The organism is Halomonas sp. ALS9 (assembly GCF_001651035.1).
GTDB lineage: Bacteria > Pseudomonadota > Gammaproteobacteria > Pseudomonadales > Halomonadaceae > Vreelandella.
This window is the reverse complement of the sequence record NZ_LXRG01000065.1, coordinates 20489-39274: the sequence shown is the minus strand read 5'-3', so window position 1 is coordinate 39274 and position 18786 is coordinate 20489. Positions and strand designations below refer to the sequence as shown.

Below are 18786 nucleotides of genomic sequence, written 5' to 3'. Positions count from 1 at the left end.
TTTGGATTCGTGTCTAACAACCCTTGCCCTAGATCAATAATCCACTCCCTGGGTCTCGTTACACTGGCTTCATCGTTAAGTGGCTATCGAAAGGCCGTCCCGTTTTGCTACTAATCGTTTGAAACTATCTGCTTTAACACCAGGAGTGAACCCATGCGTAAAGCCGCCCTGCCTACCCTACTTGTAACTACTGTTGCCGCTGCGGCTCTGATGACCAGCAGCCAGGCATTCGCCTACGGCGCTGGCGACTTTTTCACCCGCGTTGGTGTTGCCAAGGTCGCCCCTAAAAGCGACAACGGCTCGCTGGCCAACGGTGCGCTGTCCGTGGATGTACAGGATGAAACCAATTTCGCGTTCACCCTGGGCTATCGCTTTCACGATAAAGTCGGCGTGGAGCTTCTAGCGGCGCTGCCGTTTGAACACGATATTCATTTGAACGGCGCTAATATCGCCTCGACCAAGCACTTACCACCTACCCTAACGCTGCAGTACTACCCACTGGGCGGCACTCAGTCACGCGTACAGCCCTATGTCGGCGCGGGTGTTAACTACACCTTCTTCTCCGATGAGGAGCTGACGATTGGTGATTTAGAGCTGGATGACTCCTGGGGCGCGGCGGGTCAAGTAGGTGTCGATCTACTTATTGATGACCACTGGGCGCTGAACGCCGCGGCCTGGTATCTCGACATCGATACCGATGCCAGCGTTAACGGTGCGGCAGCAGGTACCGTTGAGATCGATCCTCTCGTGGTCATGGCCGGGCTGAGTTACCGCTTCTAAGCCGTCGGTAAAATCGCCTCTTTAAAAGTTATCCCCAAAAGCCTGCCTTTCTGGCAGGCTTTTCGTTGCTATTACTCTACGTACCCTACCTCCAACGATTTCCTATCAGCGCTTCCCTTTCAAAGCTTTCTATCAGCTCTCGGTAACGATCTGGTCGACTTTCTCTACTGCCCGCACGATGAGCAGTTGATGGTGGGCAGGTGTTTTTTCCTGCTGCAAGTAGGCTGCCACGGCGGGCGCGACCTCGCACTTTGCGGGCATGGCGGCACGGGCATCAATCAAAGCGTTCAAGCGGGCAATAAACACAAAGCGTATCCATTGCGGCAGCGACATGGTGTCGATGCAAAACGGCTGCTGGCTGGCGAATGCCTCTGCATCGGGTGTTGGCATGCGCCATAAATCGGCGGCTTTCATCGACGCTTCAAGCTCTAAAAGCGCTGTCTGCAGCGGTTGATAAGTACTCATAAAGTCGCTTGTCACTACCTTGGAAAATGAATAAGTGTATCGACTGCCCATTATCCCCGCTCGGCGGGCACCTTGCCACCTATCAACGCTTGCGGGGAGTTATCCATAGACTCACAGAAAACCTGCACGAGCCTGTGGATAAACTATGGAAAGGTGTCGCAGCGCGTGCTCTCATGGGGCTTTGGCAAAGTTGATTAATTTTTAACCGCATTGTCATTAATGCCAATACCTTACGGTAGTGTCATTAACACTATGTTTTATCAGTTACTGCGGCTGACAGTGCCACATCAGCAAGGTAGAGTGCATGCTTGCAACGCGGAAGGATGTCATGCAACCAATTCAAACCCTTGATGAGTTTTTCACCCGCAGCGGTGGCGAGGTTTCCCTTTACCATATGGGGCGCCACGTCATCCCCTGCCCACGGGAATCGTTGGCTACTTTTGAAAGTGGCGAAATAGCTTGGCCAGAACCCTGGCAGGGCCAGGCGCGCCTCGCCATCGTGTTTCGGCTTGGCGATATGCCCGAACCAGCCATTTGGTTCCTGGCCCTGCCGCTGGATGAGCAGGGCATAATTGCTCCTGCCCAGCGCGATGCGTTTTTAAATCGCCTACTGGAAACGCTCGGCCGCGCCGTTTCCCAGGTAGGCCGTGAAGAAACAGCGGACGTGGATCACTTAATGAAGGATAATCCTCTCGCTTTCACGCCTAGTGTCACTTTTCAGGCTATGCTCAATGCTCGCGCAACCCATGATAAGGGGCTGCCAGCCAGCCAGCATTTTGAGCCGGTTGAGGCCTACTTAAGCGGCCAACAAACGATTGACTGGCAGGCCTTGGGGTTACAGGGGATTGCCGATTACGCTGTGCGTATGGAAACGGCTGAGGCTGAATCGCTAGCGATGCGACTGCCTGACCTGCCAACCACCGTGATTCACTCCCTGTGCTACTGTTTAGAGCACCAGCCCTTGCCACAGGCGTTGGTCGACGCACTGCAGCGGCGCGGTGAAGCCGCCGCCCAATTAGGCGACATTGAAACCCTGTGTGCCTGTCTGCGCGCAGTGGGGAATACGGAGGCTTCAGCGGTGGGCAGTTGGTACACGGCCTTGCTCAATGACACAGCGGCCTGCGGGCCGGATGTGCTAGCGGCCATCGCCGGGCGCGGTTGGAGCTATCTGGAAGACGCTCAGCGCCTGCCACTTTTTCTGCAACGCTTGGCAGAAGATGAGCGCAGCGACTTTGCCGCCGTAGTGCGTGATATAGCGTTAATACCACGACTACGTTTACCGGTCATGATGGCATTGCGGGATGCGCCTGAAGGCTCGCATATTCAACGCCGTTTGAACCTGATGATGTCACACAGGAATATATGATTTGATGTTGTCACTTTTAATTGCAAGGAGTGAGCAGTGAAGGAATTACCCTATCAGGCCAAAGCGGTCATTGGCCGCCGCGAGATGGTGACGCTACCTGAGCTAGGGCTTCACCTATGCTGTAAAGCAGACACTGGCGCACGTACTTCTGCGCTGCATGCAGAAGAGATAGAGACACATGAAGATGAACATGGTCAACTGTGGGTAAGTTTTATCACCCACAGTGGCGGCCCGGACACGCCGGCCCACCGCTACAGATTGCACTTGCATGATCGGCGCCAGGTCACCAGCTCCAACGGTCATAGCGAGTGGCGTTATGTTATACGTACTCCCATGCAGATGGGCGATTTGAACTTTCCTGTTGAACTGTCGCTTACTGACCGCAGCAATATGCGTCACCCAATGCTACTAGGACGCCGCGCCATGCGCCGCCTGCTAGTAGCCCCCGGCGCTGCATTTTTGCACGGTGAGCCTTAACCCCTTATTAGTTGCCTTAATCTAGGCTCGGAGTCCTTTAAATGCATATCGCTCTGCTGTCACGCAATCGCAATCTGTACTCTACTCGCCGCTTGGTTGAAGCCGCAGAGCAGCGTGGGCACACCGCCCGCGTGGTGGACACGCTGCGCTGCTATATGAGCATTACCTCGCATCACCCTTCGATTCACTATAAAGGCCAGGAGATTGAGCCTTTCGATGCAGTGATCCCGCGCATTGGCGCATCGGTCACTTTTTACGGCTGCGCGCTGTTGCGTCAGTTTGAGATGATGGGCACCTACGTTATCAACGATAACGTCTCCATTACCCGCTCACGGGATAAACTGCGCTCACTGCAGTTGCTGTCTCGCAAAGGGTTGGGGTTGCCAATTACCGGCTTTGCCCACTCGCCTGACGATATTCCTGATTTGATCACCATGGTCAAAGGTGCACCGTTGGTCATCAAGCTGCTTGAAGGTACTCAGGGAATTGGCGTGGTGTTGGCAGAAACCAACCAAGCAGCAGAATCAGTAATCCAGGCGTTCATGGGCATGAAGGCCAATATCATGGTGCAGGAGTACATCAAAGAGGCGCGTGGCGCTGATATTCGTTGCTTCGTGATCGGCGATAAGGTCGTCGCCTCGATGAAGCGTCAGGCGGCGGATGGCGAGTTTCGCTCGAACCTACACCGCGGTGGCTCCGCCAGCGTGATCCGAATCACCCCGGAAGAGCGCTCTACCGCCATTCGTGCGGCAAAGGCCATGGGATTGCGCGTTGCCGGTGTCGACTTGCTACGCTCTAATCACGGCCCGGTGATTATGGAGGTTAACTCCTCGCCTGGTTTACAGGGCATTGAGAGCGCTACCGGCAAAGATATTGCCGGAATGATTATTGAACACATTGAAAGAAACGCCACGCCAGCCCGTAAAGCGCCGCCCAAGCCTAAAGGCTAAGGCAAAATATTAAAATAATCCGCTTCGGGGGTGGCAAATCGTCGCTGTCACCCCCACAATCTGCGTCACCGAAGGAGGTAGACGCTCATGTTTCTCGATAATCGCCAAGTGGCGATGGACAGCGTATTGGAAGCGCTGGCCGATAGCATTGATTATTTCCAAGACAATATTGAACGCCTGCGCCCCTCGCTGCGTGACGCTTTAAAGCCGCACTATGCTGCACGGCTTAAGCAGATGCGCCAGTTGCAGGAGCTTGCCCGTGCGCATTTGAAAATGCTGCCCCGGGATGCGGACGTTGAGCGCGATGATTTTTTATGGCTGTGGAGCCGTCTAAAAAGCTTTGTCGGCAACGATAGCCAAGTGCTAATCAATGAGCTGTTGGAGCAAGAGCGTGTATTAATGCAGGCGCTCTCCTCGTTGTATACCCATCCATTACCTGATCCGATCGAACCGGTGGTAGAGGAGTGTATGCAGGGGTGCCGTAAGCTTATCCGCGAGCTATATGCGCTGCAGAAACGCAAAACGCATCGTTAAGGAGCTGCAAAGCGCTCGTTTAGCGAAGGCAGAATAAGGTCGATGGGCGCCCGCCTGGGCAGCTCAATGGGCTCGGGGGTACCGAGAAAATAGGGCTCCCTCCCCCATATGTAGAGATCGCCTAGGGTAGCCACGCGCGCCGCCCATTCGCGCAGTTTTAAACGCCATCCTACCGTTACCGTAGGGTCATCCGCCACACAGCCAGTGACATCGATACCTAGTTCACGACCAATATAGACCGCGCGGGGAAGATGCCAGCTCTGAGTGATCAACAGGGCTTTCTCCAACTGGAAGACATCCCGGGCACGCGCTAGCGTATCGTAGGTACTAAAGCCTGCAAAATCCATGGTCAACTGTTCAGAAGCGACCCCGCGTCGATGCAGCTCGCGCCACATTGCCCGTGGCTCGTTATACGCTTGGGTACGATTATCCCCTGAAAGCAAAAGATGCTCGACTTGGGACTGTTCGATTAAAGTAGCCGCGGTTCGCATACGCGCGTGAAAGTGAGGGTTCCGCCCTCCTCCTCGTGTCCAGTGAGACGTGCCAAAGACAATTCCCACCTCTGCCGGGCGACACTGCTGCGGCTGACGCTCAATATAAGCGGCGGTCGTCGCTAACACCCAAAAATTGCCACCTATAAACAGCAATGTCGCCAGCAGCAATAGCGCTCCTAGCGACATTAAAAAACGCTTCGACCACGTCAATAACGCGTTATACATCCAGCTCCCCAGCCGGGCTTAACCCGGCAGGCCTAAAACATGCCGAGTTCAAGCTTGGCCTCGTCACTCATCATGTCACGGCTCCAGGGCGGGCTGAAGAGTATTTCGGTGTGCACTTTGCTGATCTGCGGCGCACCGAGAATCTTATTGCGCGCATCTGCCGCGATTACATCGCCCATCCCACAGCCGGGCGCCGTCAGCGTCATGCGAATAGTCACAAGCCGCTCACCGCTGATAAGGCGCTCGATGCGGCAACCATAAACCAAACCCAGATCAACGATATTGACCGGGATCTCTGGGTCAAAGCAGGTACGTAGCTGTTCCCACACGAACTGCTCGATTTCTTCCTCGCTAGCCGTTTCGGGCAACGTAGGGCGTGGTAGCGGCTCAAGCCCCAGAGCATCCAGGTTGCTCCCTTCTATCAGGTAGAGTCGCCCCTCAAAGCCAACGCTTACCGTACTACCTTTCGCCTGCATAACGCTAACAACGCTATCTTCAGCCAGTGTTTCCGTACTACCAAACGGAATGGCAATAGCCTCCACATCGCGCTGGAGCGGCAACTGTTGGCCACGTTCGAGGCTGGCAACTTGCTCAAAATCCATAACTGTCCTTAAATGACGATCCTTACAGAACCGACCTTAACGCACCATGCCAATGACACGCTGGAGTGCTTCAACAAAGCGATCCACTTCATCAAGGGTATTATACGCCGCAAATGACGCACGGCACGTCGCGTCGACCCCGAAGTGATGCAATAACGGCTGTGCACAGTGGTGGCCGGTGCGAATAGCAACGCCGAGCTGATCGATCAGCAGGCCGATATCTTGCGCGTGAGCCCCCTCCACCACAAAGGATAATACCCCTGTTTTTTGCGGCGCGGTGCCTAAAATACGCAGCCCATCGATCTGGCCAACGGCCTGAGTCGCGTGGTCAAGCAGTTGCCCTTCCCAGGTGCCGATGGCGGCGATACCCGTGCTCTCCATCCACTCAAGAGCTCGGCCCAGGGCGATGACCTCCGCAATCGCGGGCGTGCCCGCTTCAAACTTATGCGGAATCGCGGCAAAGGTGGTGCCCGCATCAAAGGAGACGGTGCTGATCATCTCGCCACCGCCCTGCCAGGGCGGCATGGCTTCAAGCAGTGCTTGCTTGCCATAAAGCACACCAACACCGGTCGGCCCATATACTTTATGGCCGGAGAAGGCATAGAAGTCGGCGTCGATGGCCTGCACATCAACCACTTGATGCGGTGCTGCCTGAGCGCCATCAATCAGAATCAGCGCACCCTGCTGATGGGCGAGCGTTGCCATTTCTTGCACTGGGTTAACGGTACCCAGGGCGTTAGAGACATGGTTAACCGCCACCAGCTTAGTGCGCTCACTCAGCAGCTCGCGGTAAGCGGCCATATCCAGGGCGCCGTTTGCCTCAACGGGAATCACCTTGATGGTAAAGCCAATCTCGGCGGCCAGCAGTTGCCAGGGCACAATGTTGGAGTGGTGCTCAAGCATGGAAATCAGCACTTCATCACCGGGAGCAAGGTTTGTACGCCCCCAGCTATGAACGACCAGATTAATCGCTTCGGTGGTGCCACGGGTAAAGATGATCTGACGCGCATCTTCCGCATTAAGGAACGCCTTAACCCGTTGCCGCGTGCCTTCAAACGCCGCCGTCGCCTCATCGGCTAGGGTATGCAACCCACGGTGAATATTGGCGTTATAGCGCGAGTAGTAATCGCTAAACACATCAATCACCTGCTGAGGTGTCTGGCTGGTTGCCGCGTTGTCTAAATAGATCAGCGGTTTGCCATGCACCTCACGGGCCAGCACCGGAAAGTCCTGGCGCAAGCCCATAACATCAAAAGTCGCCGCTTGCAAAGGGCTTGTTTGTAAAGGGCTATTTTTCAAAGGGCTAGGCGTTGGCTCAATAACGGAATGTGGCATCAGACGCTCCTGATTGGGTAGTGGCGCTAGTCGTTAAGTGAGACAGCCGTTTCGACAAGCCCGGCAAGATTGAAGCGCTCGGGCAGTTTGCCAGCGACCGCTAACTCAACACGCTCAGCAATTGCATCCAGAGTCACTTTGTCCAACACCTCGCCAGCAAAAGCGAGCGTTAGCAGCCCCCGGGCAGTGGCTTCATCAATACCGCGAGTACGCAGCGCGTAGATCGCCTCTTCGTCTAACTGACCCGTGGTGGTGCCGTGTGAGCACTTGACGTCATCCGCGTAGATCTCAAGCTCAGGCTTGGCATCGATGTGGGCGCGATCCGATAGCAGTAGGTTTTGATTGCTCTGGAAACCTTCAATCTTCTGACTATCGCGCTTGACGTACACCTTGCCGTTAAACACCCCGTGGGCGCGGTCATCCAGAATGCCCTTGTAGTTCTCATTGGAGAACGTCAGCGGCGCATTGTGGTTTACCTTGGTGTGGTTATCGACGTGCTGACGACCCTGACCAAAGAACAGCCCCAGGAAGTTGGTTTCTGCACCCTGGCCGTTCAAATCGCTGATCAGGTCGTTGCGCACCAGCGCGCCGCCCAAGCTCAGGTTGTAGGAGGTATAGCGGGTATCGCGGCTTTGCTCGACGTGGATGCTTGCCACGTGCATATCACCCAGCGGCGCTTCCTGCAGCTTGTAGTGGGCCAGAATAGCGCCACGATCAAGCATCAGCTCGCCAACTACGTTGGTGAAGTTAGTCGCTTCGCTTTCGCCGGTGTAGTGCTCAATCACTGTAGCCTCGCTGCGCCCCCCAGCTTCCACCAGTACTCGCGGGTGACACATCACCGGCTGACCGGCACGGGACAGAAACTGCAGCAGGATGGGTTTCTCAACCACGGTTCCCGGTGCGATGCGCACCACGGCACCCTCTTCCATAAAGGCGGTGTTTAGCGCGGCGAAGGGCGAAAAATCGACCCCGGTTAAACGCCCCAGCGGGCCACCCACGGCTTCGTGATTCTCTGCTAGCGCTTTGGAAAGCGGTAACACTTGAACGCTTGACGGCAGTGAATCCACATCCGAAAGCGCCGATGAGAAAACGCCATCCACAAACGTCAGGCGGTAAGCATCAATCGGCAGCGTTAGCGCCGCGGCACTCGCCTGTGAGAACTCGGCGTTGTCGGCGAGGGCAAAGTTACCCTGGGCGATCGAGCGCACATCGGTGTACTTCCACTCTTCGTCACGACGAGTGGGGAAACCCAGCGCTTCAAAACGCGCAGCGCCCGCCTGGCGGCGCGCAGCGATCCAGGTGGGCTCCGCCGTGTAGTTCGAGCTGCGCGCCTTCAGCGTATCTAAAAAGGTTTGCGTATCGCTCATGCCACAGACTCCTCGATACCTTCGTATCCATTGGCTTCCAGCTGCTTCGCAAGCTCAGCGTCACCGGTTTTAACGATACGGCCATCGACCAGGACGTGAACCTTATCCGGCACGATGTAATCCAGCAGGCGCTGATAGTGAGTCACCAGCAGAATGGCCCGGTCTTCAGCGCGCAGGCTGTTAACGCCATCGGCGACGACCTTCATGGCATCGATATCCAAACCCGAATCGATCTCATCCAGCATGGCGAGCTTCGGCTGAAGCACCAGCATTTGCAGGATCTCGTTGCGCTTTTTTTCACCGCCAGAGAAACCTTCGTTAACAGCGCGCTGGAGGAAGCTGGCATCCATTTTCATGAAGCCCAGCTTCTCTTTGACCAGTTTCATAAACTCGGGTGCGGGCATTTCGCCTTCACCACGGGCGACGCGCTGGGCATTAAGCGCAGCCTTTAGCAGGTAGATGTTTTTTACCCCTGGAATCTCCACCGGGTACTGGAAACCCAGTAGTAAACCGGCCTGGGCGCGCTCTTCAATCTCCATCTCGAGCACGTCTTTGCCTTCAAAGGTAATCGTGCCTTGGGTGACTTCGTAGCCATCTTTACCGGCAATCACCGCGGATAGAGTCGATTTACCCGCACCGTTCGGCCCCATAATGGCATGCACTTCCCCTGCCTTGATGGTCAGGGTAAGGCCTTTGAGGATTTCATTACCTTCGACGGAGACGTGTAAATCATTCACTTGCAACATATTGATTACCTTCTGATTCTGGCGAGTCGCTACGGCGACGCTAATATAGTTAAGTAAAATAAATGACCAGCGGTTAGCCGACCGCGCCTTCCAGGGTCACATTGAGCAGCGCTTCGGCTTCAACGGCGAACTCCATGGGCAGCTCTTGGAAGACGTCTTTACAGAAGCCGTTAACAATCATGCTGACGGCGTCCTCTTCGGAGATACCGCGGCTCTGGCAATAGAACAGCTGGTCTTCACCGATTTTTGAGGTCGTCGCCTCGTGCTCAATGGTCGCCGTGCTGTTGCCAATTTCCTGATAAGGGAAGGTATGCGCACCACACTTATCGCCGATCAGCAATGAGTCGCACTGGGTGAAGTTACGCGCCCCTTTGGCCCGCGGGCCGATTTTCACCAGACCACGATAGGACTGATCACTGCGACCGGCGGAGATACCTTTGGCGACGATATACGAGCGTGTGCCTTCGCCAATATGGATCATCTTGGTGCCGGTATCGGCCTGCTGGCGGCCATTGGTAACGGCCACAGAGTAAAACTCGCCAATGCTTTCCTTACCGCGCAGTACACAGGAAGGATATTTCCAGGTAATCGCCGAGCCGGTCTCTACCTGGGTCCAGCTAATCCGTGAACGGTCACCACGGCAATCGCCGCGCTTAGTCACAAAGTTATAGATACCGCCAACGCCATTCTCGTCACCGGGATACCAGTTCTGAACGGTAGAGTATTTGATGTAAGCATCGTCTAAGGCGACAAGCTCTACTACTGCGGCGTGGAGCTGATTCTCGTCGCGCATCGGCGCGGTACAGCCTTCCAGGTAGGAGACCTGGGCACGGCTTTCACAAATAATTAGCGTGCGCTCAAACTGACCAGTGTTGGCCGCGTTAATGCGGAAGTACGTAGACAGCTCCATTGGGCAGGTCACGCCTTCCGGCACGAACACAAAGGAACCATCAGTAAACACGGCAGAGTTCAGCGCCGCGAAGTAGTTGTCTGCCACAGGAACCACGGTGCCCAAATACTGTTTGATCAGCTCTGGGTAGTCGCGGATAGCCTCGGAGATGGAGCAGAAAATCACGCCTGCTTCGCCAAGCTGCTTTTTGAAGGTGGTGGCGACTGAAACGGAGTCGAATACCGCATCGACGGCAACGCCTGCCAACGCGGCACGCTCGTGCAGCGGAATTCCCAGCTTTTCGTAGGTTTCCAGCAGCTTAGGATCCACTTCATCCAGGCTCTGGGGGCGATCTTCTGGACGCTTCGGCGCACTGAAATACGAAATCGATTGGTAATCAATCGGCGGATAGTCCAGATGCGCCCATGAAGGGGCTTCCATCTTCAGCCACTGGCGGTAGGCATCCAGGCGCCACTCCAGCATCCACTCCGGTTCGCCTTTCTTGTTAGAGATAAAGGCGATGGTGTTTTCATCCAGGCCAGGTGGCAGGGTGTCGCTCTCAATATCGGTTACAAAGCCATCTTTGTATTCGCGACGAACCAACTGTTCCATTTCTTCGCTTGCCATGGTGATACCCTCCGGGCAGTTGGGTGGCGAGGTCATCGCCTTTAATAATAAATAGGGCCTGCTGTGCTTACGCTGCTGTTATGCAGACGCTGCCGACAGGCTGATCGTTTGAATAGGCAGTTGCACCGGCAGCTTAATCGGCGCTGTATCGGCTAAATGCGCCAGCGTCACACTTTCAAGCAGCGTGCGCATGGCCAGTGAGACCCTTTGCCAGTTGTCGGCCACACCGCAGGTAGCCACAAGCTCACAATCGCCTTCTGCCTGGCTGCACTCGGTCATGGCGACGGGGCCTTCAATCGCCGCAATAATATCGGCGGCGGTGATCTGCGATGCGGGCCGGGCAAGGCGGTAACCCCCTTGGGCACCGCGCTGGGAAACCAGCAGCCCTGCCCGCACCAGCATTTTGAGCGTTTTACTCACCGTCGGATGGGGCAACTGCACGGCCTCAGCTAACTCTGTCGCTGCATGCGACGCTTCGGGGTGGCGGGCAATTTGCGCCATGACCACCGCGGCATAGTCTGTCAGCCGAGAAAGCTTAAGCATGTCGACTCCCTTAATGTCATCAGTACGCAGCAAACCAAATGATTGCCACGTCAATTGAGTACCATTTTAGTCCTGTATAAATTTGATGTGAAGCCCTTGAGCAAAATGGATAGCAATTTACGCAAAATAACAGCACGTTCGCCGCTGATCACATCAAAAACAGCAATCATTATCATTTAAAAAAGCTATTACTGTGGGTATCGCCTGCTTTGCATTGACGAGCCGTCTCTGCTAGCGTCAAAGAGTATTAGGTGCCTCTACTGTGTAAGGCATCACGCTATTTGCAGGAGGAAGACTATGGATGCAGCAGTCAACAATATGGTAAACGCAACGCTGGATATGAGACATGCACAAACCGTCCAAGAGGCTCAGTTCAGCGTTTTTAAAGAAGCGTTAGATGGACAAGCAGCACAGATAACGGCACTAATGGACGGCGCTGCAAAGGCTCAGTTGGCCACCAGCGGTAGCGTAGGCACGCAGATTAATACCACTGCGTAACTAATATCTGGCGGTAGATAAGCAAATAGCCCCCTGGCTAAAGCCAGGGGGCTATTTTTTTGACTATCTGCACTGGCTTTAAGCTTTCTTAACAAACTCCGATTTGAGCTTCATGGGGCCGATACCGTCAATTTTGCAGTCGATATCGTGATCGCCGTCCACTAAGCGGATGCTTTTTACTTTGGTACCCACTTTAACTACCAGGGAACTGCCCTTAACCTTCAAATCTTTTATCACCGTGACACTATCGCCGTCGACCAACATATTGCCATTGGCATCACGTACGCCCGAAGCATCATCAGCGCCCTGCTCTTCTGCTACCTTTGACCACTCATGGCCGCATTCTGGGCAGACATACTGCAGTCCATCATCGTAGCTAAACTCAGAGGCACAGGCAGGACAGTTAGGCAGATCACTCATCAGAAGGCTCCATCACTTGGCTAATATATAAGGCTTTAAAAAAGGGGTAATACAAGCGCTTAGAAAGCGATGGAGCCTACACGGGTTAAGCAAAATGTCCAGCCAGATGCCAGCTCAATCGCGCTGGTAAGTGCCGACCAGGCGGTTCATGCCCAGTAGGTGCGGTTCTACCTCTTTGAGCAATTCAGCCAGCGTGAGCCCTTCCGGCAATGAGGTTTGATGATCCAGCGCCAGCACCCAGAAATAGTAAAGGTGCTTGCCGTGACCCTCTGGCGGCATCGGGCCACAATACCCTGTATCGCCTTTATCGTTAGCGCCGGCAGTACCCACAGCGCTCTTTTCGGTTAATTCTTGAACATCACCAGGCAGGTTATAAAGCACCCAGTGTACAAAGCCGTAGCTGCCTTCCTTGACCAGCGGAGCGTCAGGGTCGTGGCAGATCACCGCAAACCCTTTGGTTCCTTCGGGCGCGCCCTGCCAAGCAAGCGCTGGCGAAACATCTTCGCCCTCTCCTGTATGTTTAGAAGGGATCGCTTGATGATCAGCAAACGCTGGGCTGGTAACCTTCATTGATGAAAGTGCAAATGCCATGCTTCTCTCCTTGGTTTATCTAATGAGTGTTTCGCACACAGTCTAGACTTTGAGACCTTTGCAAGAATACTAAGTGGGCCACCTGCCCTGTTTCTGCAGGCGGCGCTTTACCCAAACATCATATAGCTTTCGCAATCCTGGTTTAATTACCGGTAGACCAATGACCCAGGCGACCGGCACCAGCAAGGGGATACGCGCCATTAGCAGGCGGTAAGCATCGATACCCTCTATCAGTTGGCCCTGCGCGGTTTCAATATGCAGAGAACGCAGCGCTGTGTCAGGGGCAACGCCCTTTTCCCGCAGCGCCTGATGATGTTCGCTCACATCAAGCCAGCCAATATCATCAGCATGACGTCCCGACCAGCGTTCATAGCGGTGACGCTCTTGGCGGCACAGCGGGCACTGGGCATCGTAAAAGACATTGATCGATGGCTTGCTGGGCATATAGCCTCACTGGTTAACGTCACTGAATCAGTGTGGCATTTTCAACGTTGGGTGCAACCTTCGGATATTGACTGCTCATTTAGGCCACTGCCATGACATCTGAGTTCAAAAAACAGCTATTAATTGTCGCTCACGCCCCTTCAGCAAATACGCTCTCCCTACGCGAGGCTGCGTACCGAGGCGCTAGCCACCCTGATCTTGAGCAGGTGCACTGCGTGGTCAAAGCCCCCCTGGAAGCGGGCCCTGACGATGTGCTGGCCTGCGATGCGGTTCTGCTCGGCACCACGGAAAACCTGGGGTATATGAGCGGCGCGCTGAAGGATTTTTTTGATCGCAGCTACTATCCTGTACTTGAAGAAAAGCAGGGGTTGCCCTGCGCACTTTATATTCGCGCAGGGCATGACGGCACGGGCACCCAGCGCGCAGTGGAGAGCATTATTACTGGCCTTCGCTGGCGATGGGTACAGCCACCGCTCATTTTGCGCGGCGAGTGGCAGCCCTCGTTTGCAGAACAGGTAGAAGAACTCAGCATGACGCTAGCGTTTAGTGTTGAGAGTGGCATTGTATAACCACGACTAGCCTGCCTTACTGTAGCTAAGCATGTCGTGCTCACTGTGCGATTGAAAGATTACAGTGCCTTGCTGGCATTACTGCGGTTACTCAACGCACATACACTAGGTAGCTATTATGCATAATGTCATTGCCTTCTATGATGATCGCGTTCTCGCTCACGAACCCAACATCGATGCCGACTTTTTACCTCAACGGATCGATAAGCGCATTCGACACCTGCTAGCAGGACTCCCGGTGCCGTGGAAATACCCTGAACACCCAGGCAGATTAAGAGCTATTCAACAGCTGCTGGCGCGAGCACCCATCGCGGGTCTGCAAACTGAAGGGGGTAAAGCGGCCACCCATGAACAACTCGCTCGAGTGCATACCACTTCTTATCTAAGCGATATTTTCAGTTTGCGCGGCAAAAATGCCTGGTTGGATGTCGACACTACGGCGGTCTCACCGGGAAGCGTAGATGCCGCCGAAGTCGCCGCCGGAACGGCCATTGCCGCAGTAGAGGCGGTGATGGAGAAACGCGCTAAAAGCGCCTTTGCCCTGGTACGCCCACCGGGGCACCACGCCGAACCCGTTCGTGCCAGAGGCTTCTGCTTATTCAATAACGTCGCGGTGGCAGCGGCCCATGCTCGCAGCGCGCTGGGCTGCGAACGGGTGCTGATCGTCGATTGGGACGCCCATCACGGCAACGGCACCCAGGATATCTTTTGGGCAGAGCCCGACGTGATGTTTTTCGATATCCACCGCGCCGCCCCCTTCTACCCTGGCTCTGGCCACCTGGAAGAAGTGGGCGCTGGTTTAGCTGAAGGCACCACCATCAACGTACCGCTTCCCGCCGGGGCTGGCGATGAGGCTTTTCTAAAGGCATTTCACGACATTCTCGCCCCGGCTGCGGCTTGGTTTAAGCCCGATATTATTTTGGTTTCTGCCGGCTTTGACCCCCACTGGCACGATTTAGCGCTGAATGTCTCCTATCAAGGGTTTGGCGCTTTAACCGGTTTTTTACAACAGCTAGCCGAACAGCATTGCGATGGTCGTTTGGTGTTTGTCTTAGAGGGCGGCTACAACCTGGAGTCCTTGGCCAACGGCACCAGAGCCGTACTTTCGGTGCTAGCAGGCAACACTGTGCCGGTACCTGATACCTGTGGCATTGCCGAAGTCCAAGCCGCGGCAGATTTCCACCGCTCGGCGTTTCAATCTGAATAGCGGCTTTTCACTTGTTTTCTGCTTAACAGCTAAAAACGGCACCCCTAGGGATGCCGTTTTCTGGTACTGAGTGGAACTGGGAAAAACGAGGTGATTATTTCAAGCGTTCAAACACCGTCGCAACGCCCTGCCCCATACCAATACACATGGTCGCCAAGCCCAGGGTGGTATCGCGCTGCTGCATAACGTTAAGCAGCGTGGTACAGATACGCGACCCCGAACAGCCCAGCGGGTGGCCAAGGGCAATGGCACCACCGTTGAGGTTCACTTTGTCATCCATTGCATCCAGGAAGCCGAGATCTTTCAGCACCGGGATACCCTGTGCGGCAAAGGCTTCATTGAGTTCAACGGTTTGGATATCCGCCGCGGAGAGACCGGCGATCTTCAGCGCTTTCTTAGACGCGGGCACCGGGCCATAGCCCATAATGGACGCATCGCAGCCTGCCACGCCGGTCGAAAGCACTCGTGCAATAGGTTCTAAGCCCAACGCTTGAGCGCGCTCGTAGCTCATCACCGCCATCGCCGAAGCTCCCACGGAAAGTGCCGAGGACGTACCCGCGGTCACAGTACCGTTACGCGGGTCAAATACCGGCTTGAGGCTCGCCATAGACTCCAGGGTTGAATCAGGGCGGATAACCTCATCACGCTGAACCATCACCCTGAAGCCGCGCTGATCGTGGCCTTCAACACCGATAATTTCGTTGTCAAAGTAACCCTTCTCCATCGCCGCCTGGGCACGCTGGTGAGAACGAACACCGAATTTGTCCTGCTCTTCACGGGAAACGCCGTGCATCTTACCCAGCAGTTCGGCGGTCAGGCCCATCATCATTGCCGCTTTGGCGGCATATTTGCTGGCGGCCGGGTTTACGTCAACGCCGTGGGCCATGGGGACGTGCTCCATGTGCTCAACGCCGCCGATGATAAAGAAATCGCCCATACCCGCTTTGATATTGGCGGCGGCGATATGCAGCGCCGTCATCGAAGAACCGCACAAACGGTTAACGGTTTGCGCAGGCACCGAACGTGGAATGCCGGTCATAATCGCCGCATTGCGAGCGATGTTCATCGACTGCTCAAGCGTCTGGTTCACACAGCCCCAGATCACGTCATCCACTTCAGAAGGATCTAGATTAGGATTACGGGTAAATAGCGCCTGCATTGCCGCTGCAGAAAGATTTTCAGCGCGGACGTTGCGAAAAGCACCATTTTTGGCCTTCGCCATGGCGGTACGGACACCGTCAACCACCACAATATCTCTCGGATTCAAACTCATCTTATTTCTCCTGTGCGTGGTGGTTAGGCCTGGGTAGCAGAATTGTTGCTGGAATAGAATTGCTCGTTGTTTTGAGCCATCTGACGCAGCTTATCGGTAGGCGCGTAAAGCGGCCCCAGCTCGTCGGCCAAGCCTTCTGCTAGCTTAACGAACTCCGCCACGCCCATGGCGTCGATGTAACGCAGCGCACCACCGCGGAACGGCGGGAAGCCAATGCCATAAATCAGCGCCATATCGGCTTCAGCGGGGGTGGCTACGATGCCATCTTCCAGGCAACGCACCGTTTCCAGGCACAGCGGCACCATCATGCGCGCGATGATGTCCTCGTCGGAAAACTCTTTTTGCTCCTTCACCACTTCTTTGACCAGCGAGTATGCGACCTCATCGGTCACTTTCTTAGGCTTACCCTTCTTGTCCTCTTCGTAGGCGTAAAAGCCCTTATCGTTCTTCTGACCTAAACGCTCATTGTCGTACATGACCTGAATGGCGGTTTTACCCTCGCGGGCCATACGATCCGGGAAGCCTTCCGCCATCACTTCATTGGCATGCACTGCGGTATCCAGGCCGACCACATCCAGCAGGTAAGCCGGGCCCATGGGCCAACCGAACTTCTCCATCACTTTATCAACGCGCTGGAAGTCAGCGCCCTGCTCAACGAGGAAGCTGAAGCCGCCAAAGTAAGGGAACAGCACCCGGTTGACCAAGAAGCCTGGACAGTCGTTAACCACAATCGGCGTTTTGCCCATTGCCCGGGCGTAGGCCACGGTGGCGGCCACGGCGGCATCGGAGGTCTTCTCGCCACGAATGACTTCTACCAGCGGCATGCGGTGCACGGGGTTGAAGAAGTGCATACCGCAGAAGTTTTCAGGCCGCTTTAGGTTTTGCGCCAAGCGGTTGATGGAAATCGTTGAAGTGTTAGAGGTGAGGATGGTGTTTTCGCCCACCATGCCTTCCACTTCGGTCAGTACGGCGTCTTTGACTTTGGGGTTTTCAACCACCGCTTCGACAACGAGATCGACGTTGCCAAAATCACCGTAGGAGAGCGTGGGACGAATATTGGTCAGCTTTTCCGCCATCTGTTCGGTGGTCAGCTTGTTGCGCTCTACCTGCTTGGCAAAAAGCTTACGGGCTTCTTTCAGACCCAGCTCGATAGCGTCGTCCTTGATATCTTTCATCAGGATCGGGGTGCCTTTCGACGCGCTCTGGTAAGCAATACCGCCGCCCATAATGCCCGCACCCAGCACCGCGGTTTGTTTCACCGGCTGGGCCTGCTTCTCATATTTACCGGCTTTTTTCTTGACCACTTGGTCGTTTAGGAACAGGCCCACCAAGTTAAACGCTACGCTGCTCAGCGCCAGCTTGGCGAAAGCTTTGGCTTCAATTGCCTGGGCGCGGCCACGCTCTTCACCCGCGCCTTTTTGGATCACTTTGATCGCTTCAACCGGCGCAGGGTAATGGGGGCCTGCTTTACCAGCGACATAGCCCTTAGCGGTTTCAAAGGCCATCATCTGCTCAATAGGGTTGAGCTTCAGTGGGCTGGTCTTTTCAGCACGACGGGCTTGATAATCCAGTTCACCGGCGTTGGCACGGTCGAGAATATCCAGCGCAGCCTCTTCCAACTGCTCGGCTGCTACTACTGCATCAACAGCGCCCACTTTTAGCGCGGCATCGGCACGGTTCTCGGTGCCACCGGCAATCCACTCGATGGCGTTATCGGCGCCGATAATGCGCGGCAGGCGAACACAGCCGCCCCAGCCGGGCAGAATGCCAAGTTTGGTTTCTGGCAGTCCAATCTTGGCTTTCTCGCCCATTACGCGAAAATCGGTGGTCAGCAACACTTCGCAGCCGCCTCCCAGCGCCAAGCCGTTGATAGCAGTAACGGTGGGGAACGGTAGATCCTCAATGGCATTGAAGATACCGTGCACCTGCTCAAGCATCTCGGCAATCTGCCCCTCACCCTTGGAGAACATGCCGTGAAACTCGGTGATATCGGCGCCCACGATAAACACATCTTTACCGCTCGCAATCAATAAGCCCTTTAAGCCGTTTTCGGCTTGAATGGCCTTCACTGCCTCGCCGAGCTCTGCTACCACAGCGCTGGAGAGCTTGTTAACCGACTCATCTTTCAGGTCGAAAGTGAGCAGTGCAATATCATTGCCACTCGGGGTGTCACGATGTGTCACCGTGATGGCGTTGCCTTGATAAATCATCCGCGTTCTCTCCACATTTTCGGGCTGGCTCTGAAAAGAGAACCCGCCACGTTTCTCATACGGCTTTTACACGACTTTCATACGGTCGTTTGATTACCTTAGCTTGGTTGAGTTGCCTTGCAACGTCAAGCCCAGACTTTTGGCTAATTCACCCATCTAGTGAGACCAGCACTC

General features: G+C 55.0%; 21 protein-coding genes. 8 read left to right on the top strand and 13 right to left on the bottom strand.

The window, feature by feature from the left end; translation table 11 throughout:
- The first annotated feature begins 153 nt into the window (after nt 1-153).
- Nucleotides 154-780 (top strand): OmpW/AlkL family protein, encoded by a 627-nt coding sequence (locus A6R74_RS04315; protein WP_064233235.1) that lies wholly within the window; start codon nt 154-156, stop codon nt 778-780.
- A gap of 132 nt (nt 781-912) precedes the next feature.
- Here the strand turns inward: A6R74_RS04315 and A6R74_RS04310 are convergent, their stop codons facing one another.
- Nucleotides 913-1245: a YqcC family protein gene (locus A6R74_RS04310; RefSeq protein WP_064233234.1), complete on the bottom strand. Its 333-nt coding sequence runs from the start codon at nt 1243-1245 to the stop codon at nt 913-915.
- Nucleotides 1246-1573: 328 nt separating this feature from the next.
- Here A6R74_RS04310 and A6R74_RS04305 point away from each other — a divergent pair, with 328 nt between their 5' ends.
- From A6R74_RS04305 to A6R74_RS04290, 4 genes are all read left to right on the top strand, one after another.
- Nucleotides 1574-2611, top strand: coding sequence for a DUF3549 family protein (locus tag A6R74_RS04305; protein WP_064233233.1), 1038 nt, complete (start codon nt 1574-1576; stop codon nt 2609-2611).
- A gap of 36 nt (nt 2612-2647) precedes the next feature.
- Nucleotides 2648-3088 (top strand): ATP-dependent zinc protease family protein, encoded by a 441-nt coding sequence (locus A6R74_RS04300; RefSeq protein WP_064233232.1) that lies wholly within the window; start codon nt 2648-2650, stop codon nt 3086-3088.
- A gap of 41 nt (nt 3089-3129) precedes the next feature.
- A complete protein-coding gene (gene rimK, locus A6R74_RS04295; RefSeq protein ID WP_064233231.1) occupies nt 3130-4038 on the top strand; it encodes a 30S ribosomal protein S6--L-glutamate ligase in 909 nt (302 codons plus the stop codon).
- Between the two features lie 87 nt (nt 4039-4125).
- A complete protein-coding gene (locus tag A6R74_RS04290; RefSeq protein ID WP_064233230.1) occupies nt 4126-4572 on the top strand; it encodes a hypothetical protein in 447 nt (148 codons plus the stop codon).
- Here the strand turns inward: A6R74_RS04290 and A6R74_RS04285 are convergent.
- From A6R74_RS04285 to A6R74_RS04255, 7 genes are all read right to left on the bottom strand, one after another.
- Nucleotides 4569-5291 carry a SanA/YdcF family protein gene (locus tag A6R74_RS04285; RefSeq protein WP_064233229.1) on the bottom strand — a complete coding sequence of 241 codons (723 nt, stop codon included), beginning with the start codon at nt 5289-5291 and terminating at the stop codon, nt 4569-4571. The genes A6R74_RS04290 and A6R74_RS04285 overlap by 4 nt on opposite strands.
- A gap of 32 nt (nt 5292-5323) precedes the next feature.
- Entirely contained in the window at nt 5324-5893 is a 570-nt protein-coding gene (gene sufT / locus A6R74_RS04280) for a putative Fe-S cluster assembly protein SufT (RefSeq protein ID WP_064233228.1), read from the bottom strand.
- 36 nt (nt 5894-5929) lie between these two features.
- Nucleotides 5930-7228: a cysteine desulfurase gene (locus A6R74_RS04275; protein WP_064233227.1), complete on the bottom strand. Its 1299-nt coding sequence runs from the start codon at nt 7226-7228 to the stop codon at nt 5930-5932.
- A 26-nt stretch (nt 7229-7254) separates the two neighbouring features.
- Nucleotides 7255-8595 carry a Fe-S cluster assembly protein SufD gene (gene sufD / locus A6R74_RS04270; RefSeq protein ID WP_064233226.1) on the bottom strand — a complete coding sequence of 447 codons (1341 nt, stop codon included), beginning with the start codon at nt 8593-8595 and terminating at the stop codon, nt 7255-7257.
- Nucleotides 8592-9341, bottom strand: coding sequence for a Fe-S cluster assembly ATPase SufC (gene sufC, locus A6R74_RS04265; RefSeq protein WP_064233225.1), 750 nt, complete (start codon nt 9339-9341; stop codon nt 8592-8594). Before sufC ends, sufD begins: the two co-directional genes overlap by 4 nt.
- Nucleotides 9342-9414: 73 nt before the next feature.
- Nucleotides 9415-10857, bottom strand: a complete 1443-nt coding sequence (gene sufB, locus A6R74_RS04260; RefSeq protein WP_064233224.1) for a Fe-S cluster assembly protein SufB — start codon at nt 10855-10857, stop codon at nt 9415-9417.
- A 78-nt stretch (nt 10858-10935) separates the two neighbouring features.
- Nucleotides 10936-11400, bottom strand: a complete 465-nt coding sequence (locus A6R74_RS04255; protein ID WP_007113117.1) for an SUF system Fe-S cluster assembly regulator — start codon at nt 11398-11400, stop codon at nt 10936-10938.
- 297 nt (nt 11401-11697) lie between these two features.
- Between A6R74_RS04255 and A6R74_RS04250 the strand changes: the two genes are divergently transcribed.
- Nucleotides 11698-11898, top strand: coding sequence for a putative motility protein (locus tag A6R74_RS04250; RefSeq protein WP_064233223.1), 201 nt, complete (start codon nt 11698-11700; stop codon nt 11896-11898).
- Nucleotides 11899-11976: 78 nt separating this feature from the next.
- On the opposite strand, the gene A6R74_RS04245 is transcribed toward A6R74_RS04250, so the two are convergent.
- The 3 genes from A6R74_RS04245 to A6R74_RS04235 all read right to left on the bottom strand — a co-directional run bounded on the left by A6R74_RS04245 (nt 11977) and on the right by A6R74_RS04235 (nt 13353).
- Nucleotides 11977-12318, bottom strand: coding sequence for a zinc ribbon domain-containing protein YjdM (locus A6R74_RS04245; RefSeq protein WP_064233222.1), 342 nt, complete (start codon nt 12316-12318; stop codon nt 11977-11979).
- Nucleotides 12319-12432: 114 nt separating this feature from the next.
- Nucleotides 12433-12909, bottom strand: a complete 477-nt coding sequence (locus A6R74_RS04240; protein WP_064233221.1) for a YbhB/YbcL family Raf kinase inhibitor-like protein — start codon at nt 12907-12909, stop codon at nt 12433-12435.
- A 69-nt stretch (nt 12910-12978) separates the two neighbouring features.
- Nucleotides 12979-13353 carry a thiol-disulfide oxidoreductase DCC family protein gene (locus A6R74_RS04235; protein WP_064233220.1) on the bottom strand — a complete coding sequence of 125 codons (375 nt, stop codon included), beginning with the start codon at nt 13351-13353 and terminating at the stop codon, nt 12979-12981.
- Nucleotides 13354-13445: 92 nt separating this feature from the next.
- Between A6R74_RS04235 and A6R74_RS04230 the strand changes: the two genes are divergently transcribed.
- The gene (locus A6R74_RS04230; RefSeq protein ID WP_064233219.1) at nt 13446-13922 is read left to right on the top strand and encodes a flavodoxin family protein; all 477 of its coding nucleotides are present in this window, start codon (nt 13446-13448) and stop codon (nt 13920-13922) included.
- Between the two features lie 118 nt (nt 13923-14040).
- Nucleotides 14041-15129: a histone deacetylase family protein gene (locus A6R74_RS04225; protein ID WP_064233218.1), complete on the top strand. Its 1089-nt coding sequence runs from the start codon at nt 14041-14043 to the stop codon at nt 15127-15129.
- 94 nt (nt 15130-15223) lie between these two features.
- Here the strand turns inward: A6R74_RS04225 and fadA are convergent, their stop codons facing one another.
- Both fadA and fadB read right to left on the bottom strand, forming a co-directional pair.
- A complete protein-coding gene (gene fadA / locus A6R74_RS04220; protein WP_064233217.1) occupies nt 15224-16402 on the bottom strand; it encodes an acetyl-CoA C-acyltransferase FadA in 1179 nt (392 codons plus the stop codon).
- A gap of 23 nt (nt 16403-16425) precedes the next feature.
- Complete coding sequence (gene fadB / locus A6R74_RS04215) at nt 16426-18612, bottom strand: fatty acid oxidation complex subunit alpha FadB (RefSeq protein WP_064233216.1); 2187 nt, start codon at nt 18610-18612, stop codon at nt 16426-16428.
- Between the last annotated feature and the right edge of the window lie 174 nt (nt 18613-18786).

Coding starts and splice junctions, on each gene's coding strand:
- A6R74_RS04315 (WP_064233235.1), top strand. CDS start 154: ATGCGTAAAGCCGCCCTGCCTACCCTACTTGTAACTACTGTTGCCGCT.
- A6R74_RS04310 (WP_064233234.1), bottom strand. CDS start 1,245: ATGAGTACTTATCAACCGCTGCAGACAGCGCTTTTAGAGCTTGAAGCG.
- A6R74_RS04305 (WP_064233233.1), top strand. CDS start 1,574: ATGCAACCAATTCAAACCCTTGATGAGTTTTTCACCCGCAGCGGTGGC.
- rimK (WP_064233231.1), top strand. CDS start 3,130: ATGCATATCGCTCTGCTGTCACGCAATCGCAATCTGTACTCTACTCGC.
- A6R74_RS04290 (WP_064233230.1), top strand. CDS start 4,126: ATGTTTCTCGATAATCGCCAAGTGGCGATGGACAGCGTATTGGAAGCG.
- A6R74_RS04285 (WP_064233229.1), bottom strand. CDS start 5,291: ATGTATAACGCGTTATTGACGTGGTCGAAGCGTTTTTTAATGTCGCTA.
- sufT (WP_064233228.1), bottom strand. CDS start 5,893: ATGGATTTTGAGCAAGTTGCCAGCCTCGAACGTGGCCAACAGTTGCCG.
- A6R74_RS04275 (WP_064233227.1), bottom strand. CDS start 7,228: ATGCCACATTCCGTTATTGAGCCAACGCCTAGCCCTTTGAAAAATAGC.
- sufD (WP_064233226.1), bottom strand. CDS start 8,595: ATGAGCGATACGCAAACCTTTTTAGATACGCTGAAGGCGCGCAGCTCG.
- sufC (WP_064233225.1), bottom strand. CDS start 9,341: ATGTTGCAAGTGAATGATTTACACGTCTCCGTCGAAGGTAATGAAATC.
- sufB (WP_064233224.1), bottom strand. CDS start 10,857: ATGGCAAGCGAAGAAATGGAACAGTTGGTTCGTCGCGAATACAAAGAT.
- A6R74_RS04255 (WP_007113117.1), bottom strand. CDS start 11,400: ATGCTTAAGCTTTCTCGGCTGACAGACTATGCCGCGGTGGTCATGGCG.
- A6R74_RS04250 (WP_064233223.1), top strand. CDS start 11,698: ATGGATGCAGCAGTCAACAATATGGTAAACGCAACGCTGGATATGAGA.
- A6R74_RS04245 (WP_064233222.1), bottom strand. CDS start 12,318: ATGAGTGATCTGCCTAACTGTCCTGCCTGTGCCTCTGAGTTTAGCTAC.
- A6R74_RS04240 (WP_064233221.1), bottom strand. CDS start 12,909: ATGGCATTTGCACTTTCATCAATGAAGGTTACCAGCCCAGCGTTTGCT.
- A6R74_RS04235 (WP_064233220.1), bottom strand. CDS start 13,353: ATGCCCAGCAAGCCATCGATCAATGTCTTTTACGATGCCCAGTGCCCG.
- A6R74_RS04230 (WP_064233219.1), top strand. CDS start 13,446: ATGACATCTGAGTTCAAAAAACAGCTATTAATTGTCGCTCACGCCCCT.
- A6R74_RS04225 (WP_064233218.1), top strand. CDS start 14,041: ATGCATAATGTCATTGCCTTCTATGATGATCGCGTTCTCGCTCACGAA.
- fadA (WP_064233217.1), bottom strand. CDS start 16,402: ATGAGTTTGAATCCGAGAGATATTGTGGTGGTTGACGGTGTCCGTACC.
- fadB (WP_064233216.1), bottom strand. CDS start 18,612: ATGATTTATCAAGGCAACGCCATCACGGTGACACATCGTGACACCCCG.